Below are 15,561 nucleotides of genomic sequence, written 5' to 3'. Positions count from 1 at the left end.
TCAATTGTCCCCTTCATTGGTCTTGGCGAGCTTCGGCCGGAACGACGCGGCCATCCGCGCCTCGGTCCACTCGGTCAGCGCCTGCACCGCCCGTGCGTCGAGCTTTGCGGCGCTTTCCTGGCGCTGGCGCGCTTCGAGCCGCTCGGCCACCTTCTGCTCGGCGGTCGCCTTCGCTGAGGCGATCGCCCCGCTCAGGCCGTGGCGGGCATTATCGAGCCGCAGCGCGAGCTCACCCCGGTTCTGCAACGCCGCACCCGACACCGGCCCGACCGGCAGCGTCAGGCTGTCGCGCAGGCTGGCGAGTTTGGCGGCGTTGGTTTCGAGCTGATCGACCTGCGCCTCGGCGCTGGCCGCGGCGGACGCGGCAAGCAGGTGCTGCGCCGCCCGCACGCGCGTGATCCGCGCCCGCTTCCGGACCAGCGCCTTCATCCGCCGAACGCCTCAACCAGCGCCTGGACCGACTGGGCATAGTCGACGCGGTCCTTCTGGCCCTGGCTGATGAACTCGAGGATATGGTCGTGCCGCGCGATCGCGACATCGACGATCGGATCGCTGCCGGTGCGATAGGCACCCATCAGGATCAGGTCGCGATTCTCCTCATAGACCGCCCAGAGCCGGCGGAGGATCTGCGCCGCCTGCTGGTGCTCGGGCGTAACGATGTCGCTCATCACGCGGCTCAGCGACTTGCCGACGTCGATCGCGGGGAAGACACCCTGCTCGGCCAGGCTGCGCGACAGGATGATATGGCCGTCGACGATCGCGCGCGCGGTGTCGACGATCGGATCATCGGTGTCGTCGCCGTCGGCGAGCACTGTGTAGAGCGCGGTGATCGATCCGCCCGAATGGGCATCGACGCCGGCGCGCTCGATCAGGCGCGGAATCAGGCCGAGAGCGGATGGCGGATAGCCCTTCATCGTCGGCGGCTCGCCCAGCGACAGGCCGATCTCGCGCTGCGCGTGGGCGACGCGGGTGAGGCTGTCGATCAGCAGCAGGACGCGCTTGCCCTGCGCACGAAAATATTCGGCGATAGCGGTCGCGCGCATCGCGGCGCGCAGGCGCAGCACCGGCGGATGGTCGGCGGGGACCGCGACGACGACGCTCTTCTGGCGGACCGGGCCCGCCAGCTTGGTCGCCAGGAAGTCCGAAACCTCGCGGCTGCGTTCGCCGACCAGGCCGACGACGATGATGTCTGCATCGGCGCCCGCGATCATCTGGCCCATCAGCACCGACTTGCCGACGCCCGATCCGGCGGCGATCGCGATGCGCTGTCCGACGCCGGCGGTCAGCAGTGCGTTGATCGCGCGGACGCCCATGTCGAACGGCTCGGTGACGCGGGCGCGGTCGAGCGGATTTCCGCGCCGGCCGGCCAGCGGCCAACGTTCGGAGGTGGCGATCGGGCCGAGCCCGTCGATCGGGTTGCCGAGCGCATCCATCACCCGGCCGAGCAGCGTCTCGCCGACGTCGACCGATCCGCCCCGCCGGTCGGGCTCGACCCGCGCGCCGGCGCTGTGCGGCGCATCGGCGTCGAGCGCCATCAGCAGCGTGCGGTTGCCGCGGAAGCCGACCACCTCGGCGAGCGCCGCATGGCCGTCGGCGTCGATCACGCGGGCGTTGGAGCCGACCGGCATCGGAAAACCGGTCGCCTCGAGCATCAGCCCGTCATAGGAGGCGAGGCGGCCAATCCTGCGCGGGCCTGCATGGTCGATCTCGACCGCGCCGAGCATCGCTTCGGCTCTCGCGGCGAGGCTCATCGGGGGAGACCCATGCCATCGAGCTGCGCGCGCAGCCGGGCGAGGCGAACCTGCGGACCGTCCTCGATCCAGCCTTCGCCGCTTTCCAGGATGATCGTGCCAGAGGCGAGATGATGGTCGGGTGCGACCGGCAGGCCGAGGTCGACCCCGTCGAGCATCGCGATGTCGTCAGGGTGCAGGCGCAGCCGGGCGGGACCGGACTCGGCGGTGACCATCTCGGCGATCGTCTCTGCGCGTTCGCGGAGCGTCGCCGGGTCGATCTTCACCTCGCCGACGACCTGGCGGACGAGGCGAGCGACCGTCTCGGCGAGCACTGCGGCGAGCGGGCCGGCCGGCTCGGGCTGCAGCGCCTCGGCCGATCGGATCAGTTGGGCCAACGCCTCGCGCTCGCGGGCGAATTCGGCAAGCACCGCCTGCCGGCCATGGTCGAAGCCTTCGGCAAACGCATCGGCGCGGATCGCCTCGATATCGGGCGCGGGATCGTCCTCCGGCGCGCTCGCCATCGCGCTCGGCGCGAAGTCGCTCGCCCGGCGGCGCGGATGGCCGGCGCCCCCGCCCCAGGCGGTGAAGCTGCTCGACGGCGCCGGGCGGGTCCAGGCGTCGACCCGGGTGGCGGCGATGCCGATCTCGCTGGTCCAGACCTCAGACAAAGTCGTCGCCCTTGCCGCCGAGGCTGATCGTGCCTTCCGCCGCCAGTTTGCGGGCGACGGCGAGCATCTGCTTCTGCCCTTCCTGAACGTCGGCGAGGCGCATCGGGCCGCGATCGGCGATCTCGTCCTGGATCGATTGGGCGGCGCGGCTCGACATGCAGCCGAAGATCTTGGCGCGCAGCTTCTCGTCTGCGCCCTTGAGCGAGACGACGAGGATGTCGCTTTCGACCGCCCGCAGCAGCGTGCCGAGGTCCTTCTCGGTCAGCGCCATCAGATTGTCGAAGACGAACATCTCCTCCTCGATCGTGCGGGCGACGGTCTTGTCGAGCTTTTGCAGCGCCTTGATGATCCGCTGCTCGGCGGCCTTGCGGGAGCTGTTGACGATTTTCGCGGCCTCGCCCGCGCCGCCGCGCCGGGTGGTCGCGCCGGTCGACTGGGCCGTGGCGGGGCGGCTCAGCAATTCGTCGAGCTCGGCCAGCGCGGTCTCGGTCACCGGCCCCATGGTGGCGACGCGATAGACGAGGTCGGCCTGCATCTCTTCGGGCAGCAGCGCGAGCACGTCGGCGGCGCGCTGCGCGTCGAGGAAGGCGAGGACGATCGCGGCGATCTGGGGATGCTCGAACGCGATCAGGTTGGCGATCTGCCGAGCGTCCATCCACTTCAGGTTTTCGAGCGCGTTGGTATGCTGGACCGGGGTGATGCGCTGCAGGACCTGGTCGGCTTTGTCCTGCCCCAGCGCCTTGTGCATGATGCCCTTGATCTGGCGCTCGACGCCGAAGCCCAGCGTGGTGCGGACCCGGGCTCGGTCGACGAATACGTCGAACACGCCGTCGATCTCCTGTTCGGAGATGTTGGCGACGTTGAACATCGCGCCGCCGAGATGCTGGACCTCGTCGGGTTCCAGGCGGCTCAGCACGGTGGCGGCCTCCTCTTCGCCGAGCAGCATCAGCAGGATCGCGGCGGCGGAGCTGCCCGAAGGCTCGACCGGCGTCGCGTTCTCCGTATCGATCGGGGTTCCGTCGGCCATGGCGTCAGTTCGCCCCCGGCATGTCGGCGCGGATCAGGTCGCGGACGACCAGTGCAGCGCGGTCGGGGTCCTGCCGGACGAAGTTGCGGATCAATTCGGCCCGATTGGCATAGCCCGGGGTCGCTTCGATCATATCGAGGGTGACCGGCTTGTTCGGGTCGATCAGCGCCTGCTGGGCCATTTCGGAGGCGATCTCGGCACGGATGGTGGGGTTGGTGCCCTGCGGCAGGCGTCCGCCCGAGGCGACCATCGCATCGAGCGCGGCCTTCTTCTCCTCGAGATAGGCGGCGCGGCGCTTGAGCAGCGGCTTGGCGACGCCGAACACGAGCAACGCGACGACGAGCAGCGCCGACAGGTTGCGGGCGAGGGTGGACACCCAGGGGGCATCCCACCAATTGGGCTTGGCCTCGGCCTCCTCGGCGACGGCGAAGCTGCGCGCCGACAGCGCGACGACGTCGCCGCGCGCCTGGTCCGCGCCGATCGCGCCGCGCACCAGCGTCTCGATCGACGCCAGCTCGGCGCGGCTGAACTTGCGGCTGCCCTCGCGCAGCGCCACCGCGACCGACAGCCGCTTGACGGTGCCGATCGGCGCGCGGGTCACGGAGACCTCGCGGCCCAGCTCATAGGTGCGGTTGTAGTTCTCGGAGGTCTTGCCGGCATTGGCGGCATCCGTGGTGCCGGCGGCCGGCGCGGCGACGGTCTGGTTCGGCGCGGCGGCGACCTGGCTGGCGGCGGGCGGCTGGTTCGACAGCGCGCCGGGGATGCCGGTCGCTTCGCCGTCCTTCTTGTCGCCGGTCCAGCTTCCCTGCTCCTGGCGGACCACGGCGGTATCCTTGGGGTAGCTCTCGCGCGTCGCCTGGGTCTCGGTGAAGTCGACGTCGGCGTGGACCTCGGCGGTGAAGTTGCCGGGGCCGACGATCGGGGTCAGGATCTTGGTGAGCGCGTCGAGATAGCGCTGCTCGATCTTGCTCTGGATGTCGACCTGCCGGGTCGAGGCCTGGCTCATCGGATCGCTGCCCGACGCGGACAGCAGGCGGCCCGCCTGGTCGACGATCGAGACGCCGTCGGGCGACAGGTTCGGCACCGACGAGGCGACGAGGTGGACGATCGCCTGGACCTGCGAGTCCGACAGGGCGCGGCCGGCGCGCAGGCGGAGCATGACCGACGCCTGCGGCTTGGCCTCGTCGCGCAGGAACACGCTGGGCTGTTCGGCGGCGACATGGACCTTGGCGCTCTCGACCGCGTCGATCGCCTCGATCGTGCGGGCGAGGTCCATCTCGCGCGCGGTGCGCAGCTTCTCGCCTTCGACCGCGCGGCTGGCGCCAAGCGGCAGCGAGGAGATGAGGGCGTCGCCGTCGGGCGCGGACTTGGGCAGGCCCTGCTGCGCGAGCAGCATCTTCGCCTGGTAGAAGCTCGTCTCCGGTACGGTGAGCGCGCCGGTGCCACGGTCGATCTGATAGGGGATGTTGGCGGTCTTGAGCGCCTCGGCGACCGCCGCCTTGTCGGCGTCGCCCATCCCGGCGAACAGGTCGCGCTGCGGCGCGCCCGACATCGTCGACCAGAGCAGTGCGGCGCCGCCGAGCAGGCCGATCAGGCCGACCATCGGCAGGCTGCGCTGGACCGCGGGCTGGCCCGTGAAGTCCTTGATCCGTTCGAGCACGGCGCCGGTGCCGACGCCCGAACCGGCCGGCGAGCCGGTCAGCGCGGGGGCGGAGGCGGGGGAGGGGATGATGTCAGCCATCGATTATACCGGCATGCTCATGATGTCCTTGTAGGCGGACAGGAGTTTGTTGCGGACCTGGAGCGTCGCCTGGAAGCCGACACTGGCCTGCTCGCGCTGGAGCATCACCGCCGCGATGTCGGTGGTCTCGCCGCGTTCGTAGCTCTCGGTGATCGCGCCGGCCTTCGCCTGCATGGCGTTGACCTCGGTGATCGCGCCGCGCAGCGTCGAGGCGAAGTTGCCGTCGGGCGCGGCGGTGGCGCTGCCGATCGCGCCGGCGCCCGTCAGCGGGTTCGGCGCGGGTGCGGCGGCCGCCTTCTGCAGCGCGCTGTTCTGCTGCAATATGGCGTTGCGCATCGCCAGGAGATTGCTGGTGTTGACGGTCGTCATCGTGCGCTCCCTCAAGCCACCGCGCGCATATCGGCCATGCGATAGCGCAGGGTGCGTTCGGAAATGCCGAGCCGCTGGGCGGCGCGGAGACGGTGGCCGCCCGTGGCGGCAAGGGCTTCCTCGATCGCACGGGCCTGGCTGATCCGCTTGGCGTCGGCCAGGCGGATCGGCGTCGGCTCGGCGATGGCGGCGGGTGCGACCGGCGCGGCCTCGGCCGGCGCGGAGGCGCGCGGCGCGGCGGGCGCGCGGTCGATGATCAGGTCGTCGGCTGCGATCCGCGTGCCGTCGCGCATCAGCATCGCGCGCTGCAGGACGTTCTCCAGCTCGCGGACATTGCCCGGCCAGTCGTGCGCCATCAGCCGGTCGAGCGCCTGCGCGGTCGGCCAGGCCAGCTCCTCATGCTCGGGCGTATGGCGCAGCATCAGGGCGGCGGCGATCGCGCGGATGTCCTGGCGGCGAGCGCCGAGCGGCTTGAGGACGAGCGGCATGACGTTGAGCCGCCAGTAGAGATCGGCGCGGAAGCGGCCGGCCTCGACCTCGACGGCGAGGTCGCGGTTGCCGGCGGCGATGATGCGCAGGTCGACCGCGACCGGCGCGGTGGCGCCGACCGGCAGGACCTCGCGCTCCTGAAGCGCGCGCAGCAGCTTGGCCTGGAGGGCAAGCGGCAGCTCGGCGATCTCGTCGAGCAGCAGCGTACCGCCCTCGGCCGCGCGGAACAGGCCTTCGCCCGCGCCGCTGGCGCCGGTAAAGGCGCCCTTCTGGTGGCCGAACAGCATCGCCTCGAGCATCGTCTCGGGCAGCGCCGCGCAGTTGACCGCGACGAACGGCTTGTCGGCGCGCGGCGAGGCGGCGTGGATGTAGCGGGCGACGCCCTCCTTGCCGGTGCCGGTCTCGCCGAGCAGCAGGACGGTGGCGTCGCTGCGGGCGATGCGGGCCGCCAGGCCCAGAAAGCGGGCGCTCTCGGGCTCGCCGCAGGCCGGCATCGGGCGGGGGCGGATCAGTTCGGCGATCAGCGCGTGGCCGAACGCCATGTCCTCGAAGCCGAAGATGATGGTCGCCGGGCGGCCGATCTTGGCGCGGCGCAGCACCGGGGCGCCGTCGGCGAAATCGATCAGAATGTCGTGCTGTCGGGCCATGCCGACTTCGGTGACGTGCAGGATGCGGCGGCCGTCGCGGCTCTGGGTCGCGGCCGGATCGATCAGCATCGTCTCGATGCCGGCGCCGGCCAGCCACGACACGAGCGTCGGCTGCGAACCCTGCGCCTTCTCGCTGATGCCGATCATCACCATCGCCGTCCTTCTCGCGGATCCGGCGTGCCAGTCACGCCCGCTCCTTGCCGGACATGCTTACCGGCGGATTAACTTAAAAAGTCTTAATAGACCGCGCGCCGCGCGGGCCCGGACCCGTGCCCGTCGCGCGCCCGCGCGTGAGGGAAACTCGAACCTGTCGATCATCTCTTTGTAAGATAAGGATTTTACCAAGGCCGGCAGGTGGTTTCCATCCTTTGGTCGAACCCGGCAAAAAATTGCCGGGGGCGCCTTGCATCGTGTGTCGCGGGGAGGGGGCCGCTATGGCAGCAGCGGCGATCTTGAAGAAAGTTTGAAAAATTTACTCATATGAATCAATGATTTGATTGAAAAATTCCGAAAAAAACGACCGTGGTGAATTTTCACGGTTAAAGCCCGGGTAAGCACGGCCGTTAATGGGATCGAGGCGAGAACGGCCAGCACCGGATCATCGCCCCTTTAACCAGGTAAGGACTGATCCAATGACCGTCATCAACACCAACATCTCTTCGCTGCGTGCCCAGAATGCGGGCCGCCTGGCCGACCAGCTCCAGTCGACCGCGATGGCCCGTCTTTCGAGCGGCAAGCGCATCAACTCGGCGAAGGACGATGCCGCCGGCCTCGCCATCGCCTCGTCGATGACCGCTTCGATCCGCGGCATGTCGGTCGCGATCCGCAACGCCAATGACGGCATCTCGCTGTCGCAGACCGCAGAAGGCGCCCTTGGCGAAGCCGCCAACATGCTGCAGCGGGTCCGCGAGCTGGCGGTGCAGGCCGCCAACGGCACCTATCAGACGACCGATCGCGCCAATCTGCAGACCGAGGTTGCCGCGCTTCAGTCGCAGATCTCCGACATCGTCACCGGCACGAAGTTCAACGGCAACACGCTGTTCTCGGCGACGTCGGGTACCAGCTTCTCGATCCAGACCGGCATCAACTCGGGCGACACCACCGCGATCTCGGTCGGTGCCCTCGACAAGGTCGCCGCGGCCTATGCCGCCACGATCAAGGTCGACACGGCCGCCAATGCCGGCCTGGCGATCACCGCCGCCGACAATGCGCTGACCCAGGTCGCCACAGTCCGGGCCAGCCTCGGTGCCAATCAGAACCGGCTCGACGCGACGATCAACGTGCTGACCGCGAACATCACCAATCTGTCCGAAGCCCGCTCGCGGATCGAGGATACCGACTTCTCGGTGGAATCGACTGCGCTCGCCAAGGCCGGCATCCTTCAGCAGGCGTCGACGGCGATGCTCGCCCAGGCGAACCAGAGCCAGCAGAGCGTGCTCAGCCTGCTCAAATAAGACTTCCACCTCATCATTTGCTGGCCGAGACGGCCCCCGGTGCATCCGCATCGGGGGTCGTTTCGGTTTTTGCTTGTCCCTTCGCCATGACCGAAACCGTCATGCTGAACTCGTTTCAGCATCCACCGGGAGGCCGGACTTCGATCTCGGGGCTCCTGTTGCGAATGCCCGCCTGTTCTCCGGGACAGCCTGAGCGGCCTGGTGGATGCCGAAACGAGTTCGGCATGACGGGGAGGGGCGGGTGGCGCGCCGGCGACAGGATCGCATAACCCTCGAAAAAGCGCCGATTTCTCGCCTTTCCAGGCGCCTTTCACACCCTGTTAACCACGAAAATCAAGGTTAACCCGCGCTAACCATCTTTCTTCCTTAAGCCCGCTTTCGGGGCGTCGTTACCGGTTTCGTGGCGAGGACGGCCGAGTGAGCCGGAACGCCGAGTAGTAGCGGAAGGATTTTTCAAATGGCTGTCATCAACACCAATATCTCGTCGCTGCGTGCGCAGAATGCGGGCCGTCTGTCCTCGCAGCTGCAGGCGACCGCGATGGAGCGCCTGTCGAGCGGCAAGCGCATCAACAGCGCCAAGGACGACGCCGCCGGCATGGCGATCGCTTCGTCGATGACCGCGTCGGTCCGCGGCATGTCCGTCGCGATCCGTAACGCCAACGACGGCATTTCGCTGGCGCAGACCGCCGAAGGCGCGCTGGGCGAGGTCAGCAACATGCTGCAGCGCATCCGCGAACTGTCGGTCCAGGCTGCCAACGGCACCTACCAGTCGACCGATCGCGCCAATCTGCAGACCGAGGTCGCGGCGCTCCAGTCGCAGATCACCGACGTGGTGACCAAGACCAAGTTCAATGGCAACACGCTGTTCTCGGCCACCTCGGGCACCAGCTTCGCGATCCAGACCGGCGTCAATGCCGGCGACAGCACCTCGATCTCGGTCGGTGGTCTCGACAAGGTCGCTGCGGCCTATGCCGCCACGATCAAGGTCGACACGGCTGCCAATGCCGCGCTGGCGATCACCGCCGCCGACGATGCGCTCAGCCAGGTCAACACCGTCCGGGCCGGGCTCGGCGCGACCCAGAGCCGCCTCGACGCCGCCGTCAACGTGCTGACCGCGAACGTCACCAACCTGTCTGAGGCCCGCTCGCGGATCGAGGATGCGGACTTCTCGGTGGAATCGACCGCGCTGGCCAAGTCGCAGATCCTGGCCCAGGCCTCGACCGCGATGCTCGCCCAGGCGAACCAGAACGGTCAGAGCGTCCTTAGCCTCCTGCGCTAAGACCGGCACCGGGGCGGTCCGGCCAACGGTCCGCCCTTCCAGACAGGCCCCCGGCGCAGCGTTTCCCCCGCGCCGGGGGCCTTGTCCGTGAGATTTCATGCCATCGACGGGATCAGGGTGATGGACGCGACCAAGGGTACGAGCGGAAAGGGTTTCGATGCGGCGCTGAAGGCGCTCGAGGATCTCGAGACGAGTGTCGCCCAGGCTCGCGAGGACAAGCCCGTCCCGCCGGCCGCCGAGCCGGCCCCAGCGGTCGAGCCGGCTCCGGCCACCGTGATCACGGCGGTGCCGATCGTCGAGGTCGAAGAGGTTCCCGCCGCGTCCGGGGCCGAAGCCGAGGCTGTTCCGCAACAGCAGCCCAACCCGCAGCCGACATCGCAGGACGAGCCCGCCGCCGAACCGGCTGCCGTGGCCGCCCCCGCAGCCGCACCTTTGCCGACCCCCATTCCGGAGCCCGTCGCGGTCGCGCCGGCTCCCTCCCGCAGTGCGATGCTCGGCCGGGTGGCGATCGGCCTCGGCCTGGTGTCGAGCCTGGTCTCCGCCGCTGGCCTCGTGATCGCCGAGCGGACGATCATGTCCGCACAGCTCGTCGTCGCCGATGCGCGCGAGCGCCAGGCGCAGCTCGAAAGCGCGACCCGATTGATCCACGACCTGCGGATCGTCCGCGACCGGCAGGTCGAACTGCTCAGGGCGCAGCAGGCCCAGCTCGCCAGCGCACCGGTGACCAGCGCCGAGCTCCAGCATCGCATGGAAAACCTGCAGAAGGGCCTGCTCGAACGCGACCCGCTGACCCAGGTCGTCCGCGCCGTGCACGAAGGGCAGGTCGCGACCAACGCCCGGCTCAACGAGTTCGAGCGGAAGATGGACCGGATCGAAACCGTGATCGGGGGGCGTTAGGCTCTGCCCCCTCCGGGTGGGATCAACCCCACTCTCGCAGCGACACGCGCAGCTTGTCGAGGGCGGCCTTCTTGATCTGGCAGACGCGCGCGGCGCCGATGCCCAGCGTCTGGCCGATCTCCTCGAGGTTCATCTCCTCGACGAAATAGAGCTGGAGGACCATCGCCTCGCGCTCTGGCAGTCCTGCGATATGTTCGGCCAGCGCTCCCGCCAGCTCCTCGCGCTCGATCGTCTGGTCCACGCGTTCCTCGACGTCGGCGAACCACATCGACTGGTCCGAATAGACCTCGTCGATCGACTCGTGATAGGTCGCCGCGGTCTCGTCGAGCAGCGCCCGGAAGGCAGCGCCGTCGAGGCCGAGCGCCTGGGCGAGTTCGGACTCGCTGGGGCTGCGGCCGTGCCTCTTCTCGAAATCGGCCTTGGCCGTGAGCAGCGCGCGACGCTTCGCCATCGCCGACCGGGTCAGCGCCGCCTGGCGGCGGAGATGGTCGATCATCGCGCCGCGCACCCGCATCGACGCATAGGTCGAGAAGGCGTGGCCGCGATCCTCATAGCCGTTCGCCGCCTCGACCAGCGCGATCATGCCGATCTGGATCAGGTCCTCGACGTCGATCGCGGTCGAGACCCGGCCATGGACGTGCCAGGCGATCTTGCGGACGAGCTGCATGTGCGCGCGGACCAGGTCCTCGGGCCGCGTCTTCTGCGGCTTGCGGCCATAGGTGAGCGTCGTGTCGATCTTCTCAGCCAGCACGGAACACCGCCTCCATCCCGAAGAAGCTGTCGCCGCCGCGCCGGGCGGGGATGGCGAGCGTGTCGATCGTGCGGCCGAGCTGCGCGATCGCCTGCGCGGCGCGCGCGTGCGGATATTGATCGACGACCAGGCGACGGCGCGCGGCGGCGGTCAGCACCCGGTCGTCGCGGGGAATGGCGCCCAGATGATTGAGCGTCGCGTCGGTCAGGAAGCGGCCGGCGACGTCGCGGAAGCGGCGGAACAGCTCCTGGCCCATCGCCTCGTCGGCCACGCGGTTGGTGACGATCGCGATCTCGCGCACGTCATGTTCCAGCGCGAGCAGCTTGACCGTGCCATAGGCATCCATGAACCGCTCGGCATCGGGCGCCAGCACGACGATCGGCAGGTCGGCAGAGGCGACCATGTCGAGCGTGTCGGGATCGGCGCTGCCGGGGGTGTCGACGATCACGAAGTCGAGCGAGCGGCGGTGCGGACGGAAGGCGTCGGCGAGCTTGAGCCGCGCGGACAGGTCGACACGGCCGGCCCGGTCGGCCGGACCGGCGGGGACGACGAACAGCGCCTCGGGGCCGTCGACGACGATCTCGTCGACGGTCAGCCGGCCGCCGACCACGTCGTCGATCGAATGGGCCGGGTCGAGACCCATCATGCGGGTCGCGTCGGCCGGGCCGGGATCGCAGTCTACCAGCATCGCGCGGCGCCGCATCTTCGACAGGCTGAGCGCCAGGTTTGCCGCGATCGTCGTCTTGCCGACGCCGCTGCGACCGCAGGCGATGCTGATCACGCGCGCGCTGCGCGCCTGGCCGGCGGTGCCGGGCAGCTCGGTGACGTTGGGCCAGGCGAGGGTCATTCTGCCGTCTCCATCGGCCGGGCGCTCAGCGCGCCGGCGCTACCATTGTTGGCGGGGCCGCCGCCGACCACCGCCGCGACCTCGACCGCCTTGCCGTCGGGAATCTCGAGGAAGGACATCACCGGGGTCTCGGGCAGGTGCGGCTTGAGGAGCCGCGCCAGCGCGCGGCGCGCGATCGGCGATGTCACGATCGCGAAGCGGGTCGCGCTGTTGACCAGCGGCATCGCGGCTTCGGAGATCGCCGAAACGATGCGGTTGGCGAGCGCCGGCTCGAACGGATGGCTGGCGCCCGGCGAGGTACGGACCGCCTGGGCCAGCAGCGATTCGAGTCCGGCGTCGAGGGTGACGACCGGCAGCGGCATCTTCACCGGCACCAGCGTCTGGACGATCAGCGCGCCGATCCGCGAGCGGATGTTCTCGACCAGCGAGAGGCCGTCGGCCGACTGGCCGGCCGCGTCGACCATCGCCTCGGCGATGCGGCGGAAATCCTTGAGCGGAACGCCCTCGGCGAGCAGCGCGCGGCAGGCGGAGGCGATCTGCGCCAGGCTGAGCGGCTGCGGAGTGAGGCCGGCGACGAGCTGCGGCGCGGCCTCCTTGAGCGCGTCGAGCAGGCGCTGCGCCTCGTCCATGCCGAACAGGTCGGCGGCGGTGGCGGCGATCACCTGGTTCAGGTGGGTCGCGACCACGGTCGCCGGATCGACCACCGTATAGCCCGCGACGATCGCGTCGCCGCGCCTGTCGGGGCTGATCCACACGGCTTCGAGGCCGAAGCTCGGGTCGCGACATTCGCGGCCCTCGACCCGGCCCTCCAGGTCGCCGCTGTCGAGCGCCAGCAGCTGCTCGGGGAAACATTCGTCCTCGCCCATGATCACGCCGGCCACGGTGATGCGATAGGCGTTGGGCGGCAGGCTGAGATTATCGCGGACGCGGACGAGCGGGATAACGAAGCCCATCTCGCGCGAGAGCTGGCGGCGGATGCCGGTGATCCGGGCCATCAGCGGCGCGCCCTTGCGCTCGTCGACCAGCCCGACCAGGCCGTAGCCGAGTTCGAGGCCCAGCGCCGAGCCGTCCGAGATCTCGTTCCAGTCGATGCTGTTCGGGGAGACCGGGGCGGGCGCGTTGGCGGCCTCGGCGGCGGCGACCTCGATCGCCTGCTCGGCCTTCTTCATCTTCGACAGCTTCCAGGCGACGAAGCCGGCGACGGCGGCGGCCGACAGGATGATCATGTGCGGCATGCCGGGCACGATGCCGAGCAGGCCGAGGATCGCTGCGACCGGCGTCCAGGCGCGGGCCGAGCCGAACTGGCTGGTGATCTGGCCCGACAGGTCGAGCGGGGAGGAGACGCGGGTGACGATCGCGGCGGCGGCGATCGACAGCAGCAGCGCCGGGACCTGCGCGACCAGCGCGTCGCCGATCGCCAGGATGATGTAGGTCGACGCGGCCTCGCTCAGCGACAGGCCGTGGCTCAGCGTGCCGAGGATCAGGCCGCCGAAGATGTTGATGACGAGGATCAGCACGCCGGCGACCGCGTCCCCCTTCACGAACTTCGACGCACCGTCCATCGATCCGTAGAAGTCGGCCTCGGTGGCGACCTCCTGGCGGCGGGCCTTGGCTTCCTCTGGGGTGAGCAGGCCGGCGTTGAGGTCGGCGTCGATCGCCATCTGCTTGCCGGGCATCGCGTCGAGGGTGAAGCGCGCCGACACTTCCGAGACGCGGCCGGCACCCTTGGTGATCACGACGAGGTTGATCACCATCAGGATGCCGAACACGAACAGGCCGACCGCATAGTCGCCGCCGATCAGGAAATTGCCGAAGCTTTCGATGACGTGGCCGGCGGCGGCGGGGCCGGTGTGCCCGTCGACCAGGACGACGCGGGTCGAGGCGACGTTCAGCGACAGGCGCAGCAGCGTCGCGAACAGCAGCACGGTCGGAAAGGAGGAGAAATCGAGCGGCTTGGCGGCATTGAGCGCCACCATCAGCACCGCCAGCGAGATCATGATGTTGGCGATGAAGCCCATGTCCAGCACGAAGCTGGGCACCGGGATCACCATCAGGCCGACGAGCATCAGCGTCGCGAGCGGCAGGATCGCGCTCTTGCCGGTCATCGCCCAGAGCTTGCGAGTCACGGAGTGGGGAGCGGCCATGACTCAGTCCCTCCCGCCGGGAAGCGGGTGCCCGGACCTGCGTGAATCGGGGATATTCCGTGTAACCGACATGCGATCCTCGATGATCCTCGCGTGAATGCGGGATGAGCAATGCGCGGAACGTGGTTAATTTTGAGTTAGGAATGGTGAAGATCGCCCTCCGCCTCGACAAGGCGACAAGTCTGAGCCAGACCGGCGCGAAAGGAGACGCCACCGATGGACAAGCCCGCTTACCGCCCCGAGACCCTGGCGCTGCACGCCGGCTGGCGCGCCGATCCGACGACGGGAGCGGTGGCGCCGCCCATCTACCAGACGACTTCCTACCAGTTCCATGACGCCGGCCATGCCGCGCGGCTGTTCGCTCTGGAGGAATTGGGCAACATCTACACCCGCATCGGCAACCCGACGACGGCGATCCTCGAGGACCGCATCGCCGCGCTCGAAGGCGGCGCGGCGGCGCTGGCGGTCGCATCGGGGCAGGCCGCCTCGGCCTATGCGATCCAGAACCTCGCCCGCGCGGGCGACAATATCGTCGCCGGCACCGACCTCTACGGCGGCACCTGGAACCTGTTCGCGAACACGCTGCGCGACATGGGGATCGAGGTGCGCTTCGTCGATCCGGCCGATCCGCAAGGCTTCGTCGCCGCCTCCGACGACCGCACCCGCGCCTGGTATGTCGAAACGCTGCCTAATCCCAAGCTGGTCGTCTGTCCGATCGCCGAGCTCGCCGCCGCCGGTCGGCCGATGGGCATTCCGCTGATCGTCGACAATACCGCCGCGCCGCTGATCGCCCGGCCGCTCGACCATGGCGCTGCGATCGTCGTATATTCGACCACCAAATATATCGGCGGGCACGGCACCTCGATCGGCGGCGTCATCGTCGACGGCGGCAATTTCGACTGGGAGGCTTTCCCCGATCGGCAGCCCAATCTCAACACGCCCGATCCGAGCTACCATGGCGCCGTCTGGGCGCAGGCGGCCAAGCCGCTCGGACCGATCGCCTATATCCTGCGCGCCCGGACGGTCCTGCTGCGCGATCTCGGCGCGGCGCTGTCGCCGTTCAACGCTTTCCAGATCCTGCAGGGGTTGGAGACGCTGCCGCTGCGCATGCCTCGCCATTGCGAGAACGCGTTGGCGGTGGTGCGATTCCTGTCGAATCGCGCCGGCGTGACCCGGGTCATCCATCCTTCGGTCCAGACCGGCGACGCCCGCGCGCGCGCCGATCGCGTCCTGACGGGCGGGCAGGGCGGCCTGCTCGGCTTCGAGTTGGCCGGCGGGGTCGAGGCCGGGCGCCGCTTCATCGATGCGCTGCGCCTCTTCTACCATGTCGCCAATATCGGCGATGCGCGCAGCCTGGCGATCCATCCGGCCAGCACCACCCATTCGCAGCTCTCGGCCGAGGAACAGGCGGCGGCCGGCGTCTCGCCCGGTTATGTCCGCCTGTCGATCGGGCTGGAGCATATCGACGACATCCTCGCCGATCTCGACCAGGCGCTCCAGACGGCCGGCTGATCG

14 protein-coding genes are annotated in these 15,561 nt (G+C 69.2%); 4 read left to right on the top strand and 10 right to left on the bottom strand.

Annotated features, from left to right (window positions below):
* From B5X82_RS08835 to B5X82_RS08805, 7 genes are read right to left on the bottom strand one after another with little or no spacing between them, the layout of a single operon-like run.
* Positions 1 to 429 (bottom strand): hypothetical protein, encoded by a 429-nt coding sequence (locus B5X82_RS08835; RefSeq protein ID WP_079647787.1) that lies wholly within the window; start codon positions 427 to 429, stop codon positions 1 to 3.
* The gene (locus B5X82_RS08830; protein ID WP_079647786.1) at positions 426 to 1,751 is read right to left on the bottom strand and encodes a FliI/YscN family ATPase; all 1,326 of its coding nucleotides are present in this window, start codon (positions 1,749 to 1,751) and stop codon (positions 426 to 428) included. Before B5X82_RS08830 ends, B5X82_RS08835 begins: the two co-directional genes overlap by 4 nt.
* Complete coding sequence (locus B5X82_RS08825) at positions 1,748 to 2,401, bottom strand: FliH/SctL family protein (protein WP_079647785.1); 654 nt, start codon at positions 2,399 to 2,401, stop codon at positions 1,748 to 1,750. The genes B5X82_RS08830 and B5X82_RS08825 overlap by 4 nt, the downstream gene beginning before the upstream one ends.
* Positions 2,394 to 3,428, bottom strand: a complete 1,035-nt coding sequence (gene fliG, locus B5X82_RS08820) for a flagellar motor switch protein FliG (protein WP_079647784.1) — start codon at positions 3,426 to 3,428, stop codon at positions 2,394 to 2,396. The genes B5X82_RS08825 and fliG overlap by 8 nt, the downstream gene beginning before the upstream one ends.
* A gap of 4 nt (positions 3,429 to 3,432) precedes the next feature.
* A complete protein-coding gene (gene fliF / locus B5X82_RS08815; RefSeq protein WP_079647783.1) occupies positions 3,433 to 5,169 on the bottom strand; it encodes a flagellar basal-body MS-ring/collar protein FliF in 1,737 nt (578 codons plus the stop codon).
* Between the two features lie 3 nt (positions 5,170 to 5,172).
* The gene (gene fliE / locus B5X82_RS08810; RefSeq protein WP_079647782.1) at positions 5,173 to 5,538 is read right to left on the bottom strand and encodes a flagellar hook-basal body complex protein FliE; all 366 of its coding nucleotides are present in this window, start codon (positions 5,536 to 5,538) and stop codon (positions 5,173 to 5,175) included.
* An 11-nt stretch (positions 5,539 to 5,549) separates the two neighbouring features.
* A complete protein-coding gene (locus B5X82_RS08805) occupies positions 5,550 to 6,827 on the bottom strand; it encodes a sigma-54 interaction domain-containing protein (protein ID WP_079647781.1) in 1,278 nt (425 codons plus the stop codon).
* 479 nt (positions 6,828 to 7,306) lie between these two features.
* On the opposite strand from B5X82_RS08805, the gene B5X82_RS08800 reads away from it, so the two are divergent.
* The 3 genes from B5X82_RS08800 (at position 7,307) to B5X82_RS08790 (ending at position 10,304) form a co-directional block, all read left to right on the top strand.
* Entirely contained in the window at positions 7,307 to 8,128 is an 822-nt protein-coding gene (locus B5X82_RS08800; RefSeq protein WP_079647780.1) for a flagellin N-terminal helical domain-containing protein, read from the top strand.
* Positions 8,129 to 8,585: 457 nt separating this feature from the next.
* On the top strand, positions 8,586 to 9,407 hold the full coding sequence (locus B5X82_RS08795; protein WP_079647779.1) for a flagellin N-terminal helical domain-containing protein: 822 nt from the start codon (positions 8,586 to 8,588) through the stop codon (positions 9,405 to 9,407).
* An 87-nt stretch (positions 9,408 to 9,494) separates the two neighbouring features.
* Entirely contained in the window at positions 9,495 to 10,304 is an 810-nt protein-coding gene (locus tag B5X82_RS08790) for a hypothetical protein (protein ID WP_235862636.1), read from the top strand.
* Positions 10,305 to 10,326: 22 nt separating this feature from the next.
* On the opposite strand, the gene B5X82_RS08785 is transcribed toward B5X82_RS08790, so the two are convergent.
* From B5X82_RS08785 to flhA, 3 genes are read right to left on the bottom strand one after another with little or no spacing between them, the layout of a single operon-like run.
* Entirely contained in the window at positions 10,327 to 11,055 is a 729-nt protein-coding gene (locus tag B5X82_RS08785; protein ID WP_079647777.1) for a sigma-70 family RNA polymerase sigma factor, read from the bottom strand.
* A complete protein-coding gene (locus tag B5X82_RS08780) occupies positions 11,045 to 11,902 on the bottom strand; it encodes a MinD/ParA family ATP-binding protein (RefSeq protein WP_079647776.1) in 858 nt (285 codons plus the stop codon). Before B5X82_RS08780 ends, B5X82_RS08785 begins: the two co-directional genes overlap by 11 nt.
* Positions 11,899 to 14,046, bottom strand: coding sequence for a flagellar biosynthesis protein FlhA (gene flhA / locus B5X82_RS08775; RefSeq protein WP_079647775.1), 2,148 nt, complete (start codon positions 14,044 to 14,046; stop codon positions 11,899 to 11,901). The genes B5X82_RS08780 and flhA overlap by 4 nt, the downstream gene beginning before the upstream one ends.
* A gap of 216 nt (positions 14,047 to 14,262) precedes the next feature.
* Between flhA and B5X82_RS08770 the strand changes: the two genes are divergently transcribed.
* A complete protein-coding gene (locus B5X82_RS08770; RefSeq protein WP_079647774.1) occupies positions 14,263 to 15,558 on the top strand; it encodes an O-acetylhomoserine aminocarboxypropyltransferase/cysteine synthase family protein in 1,296 nt (431 codons plus the stop codon).
* Positions 15,559 to 15,561: the final 3 nt, after the last annotated feature.

The sequence above is a fragment of the Rhizorhabdus histidinilytica genome, from assembly GCF_900167915.1.
GTDB lineage: Bacteria > Pseudomonadota > Alphaproteobacteria > Sphingomonadales > Sphingomonadaceae > Rhizorhabdus > Rhizorhabdus histidinilytica.
The sequence above is the reverse complement of the archived record's forward strand: the minus strand, read 5'-3'. Positions and strand labels throughout refer to the sequence as shown.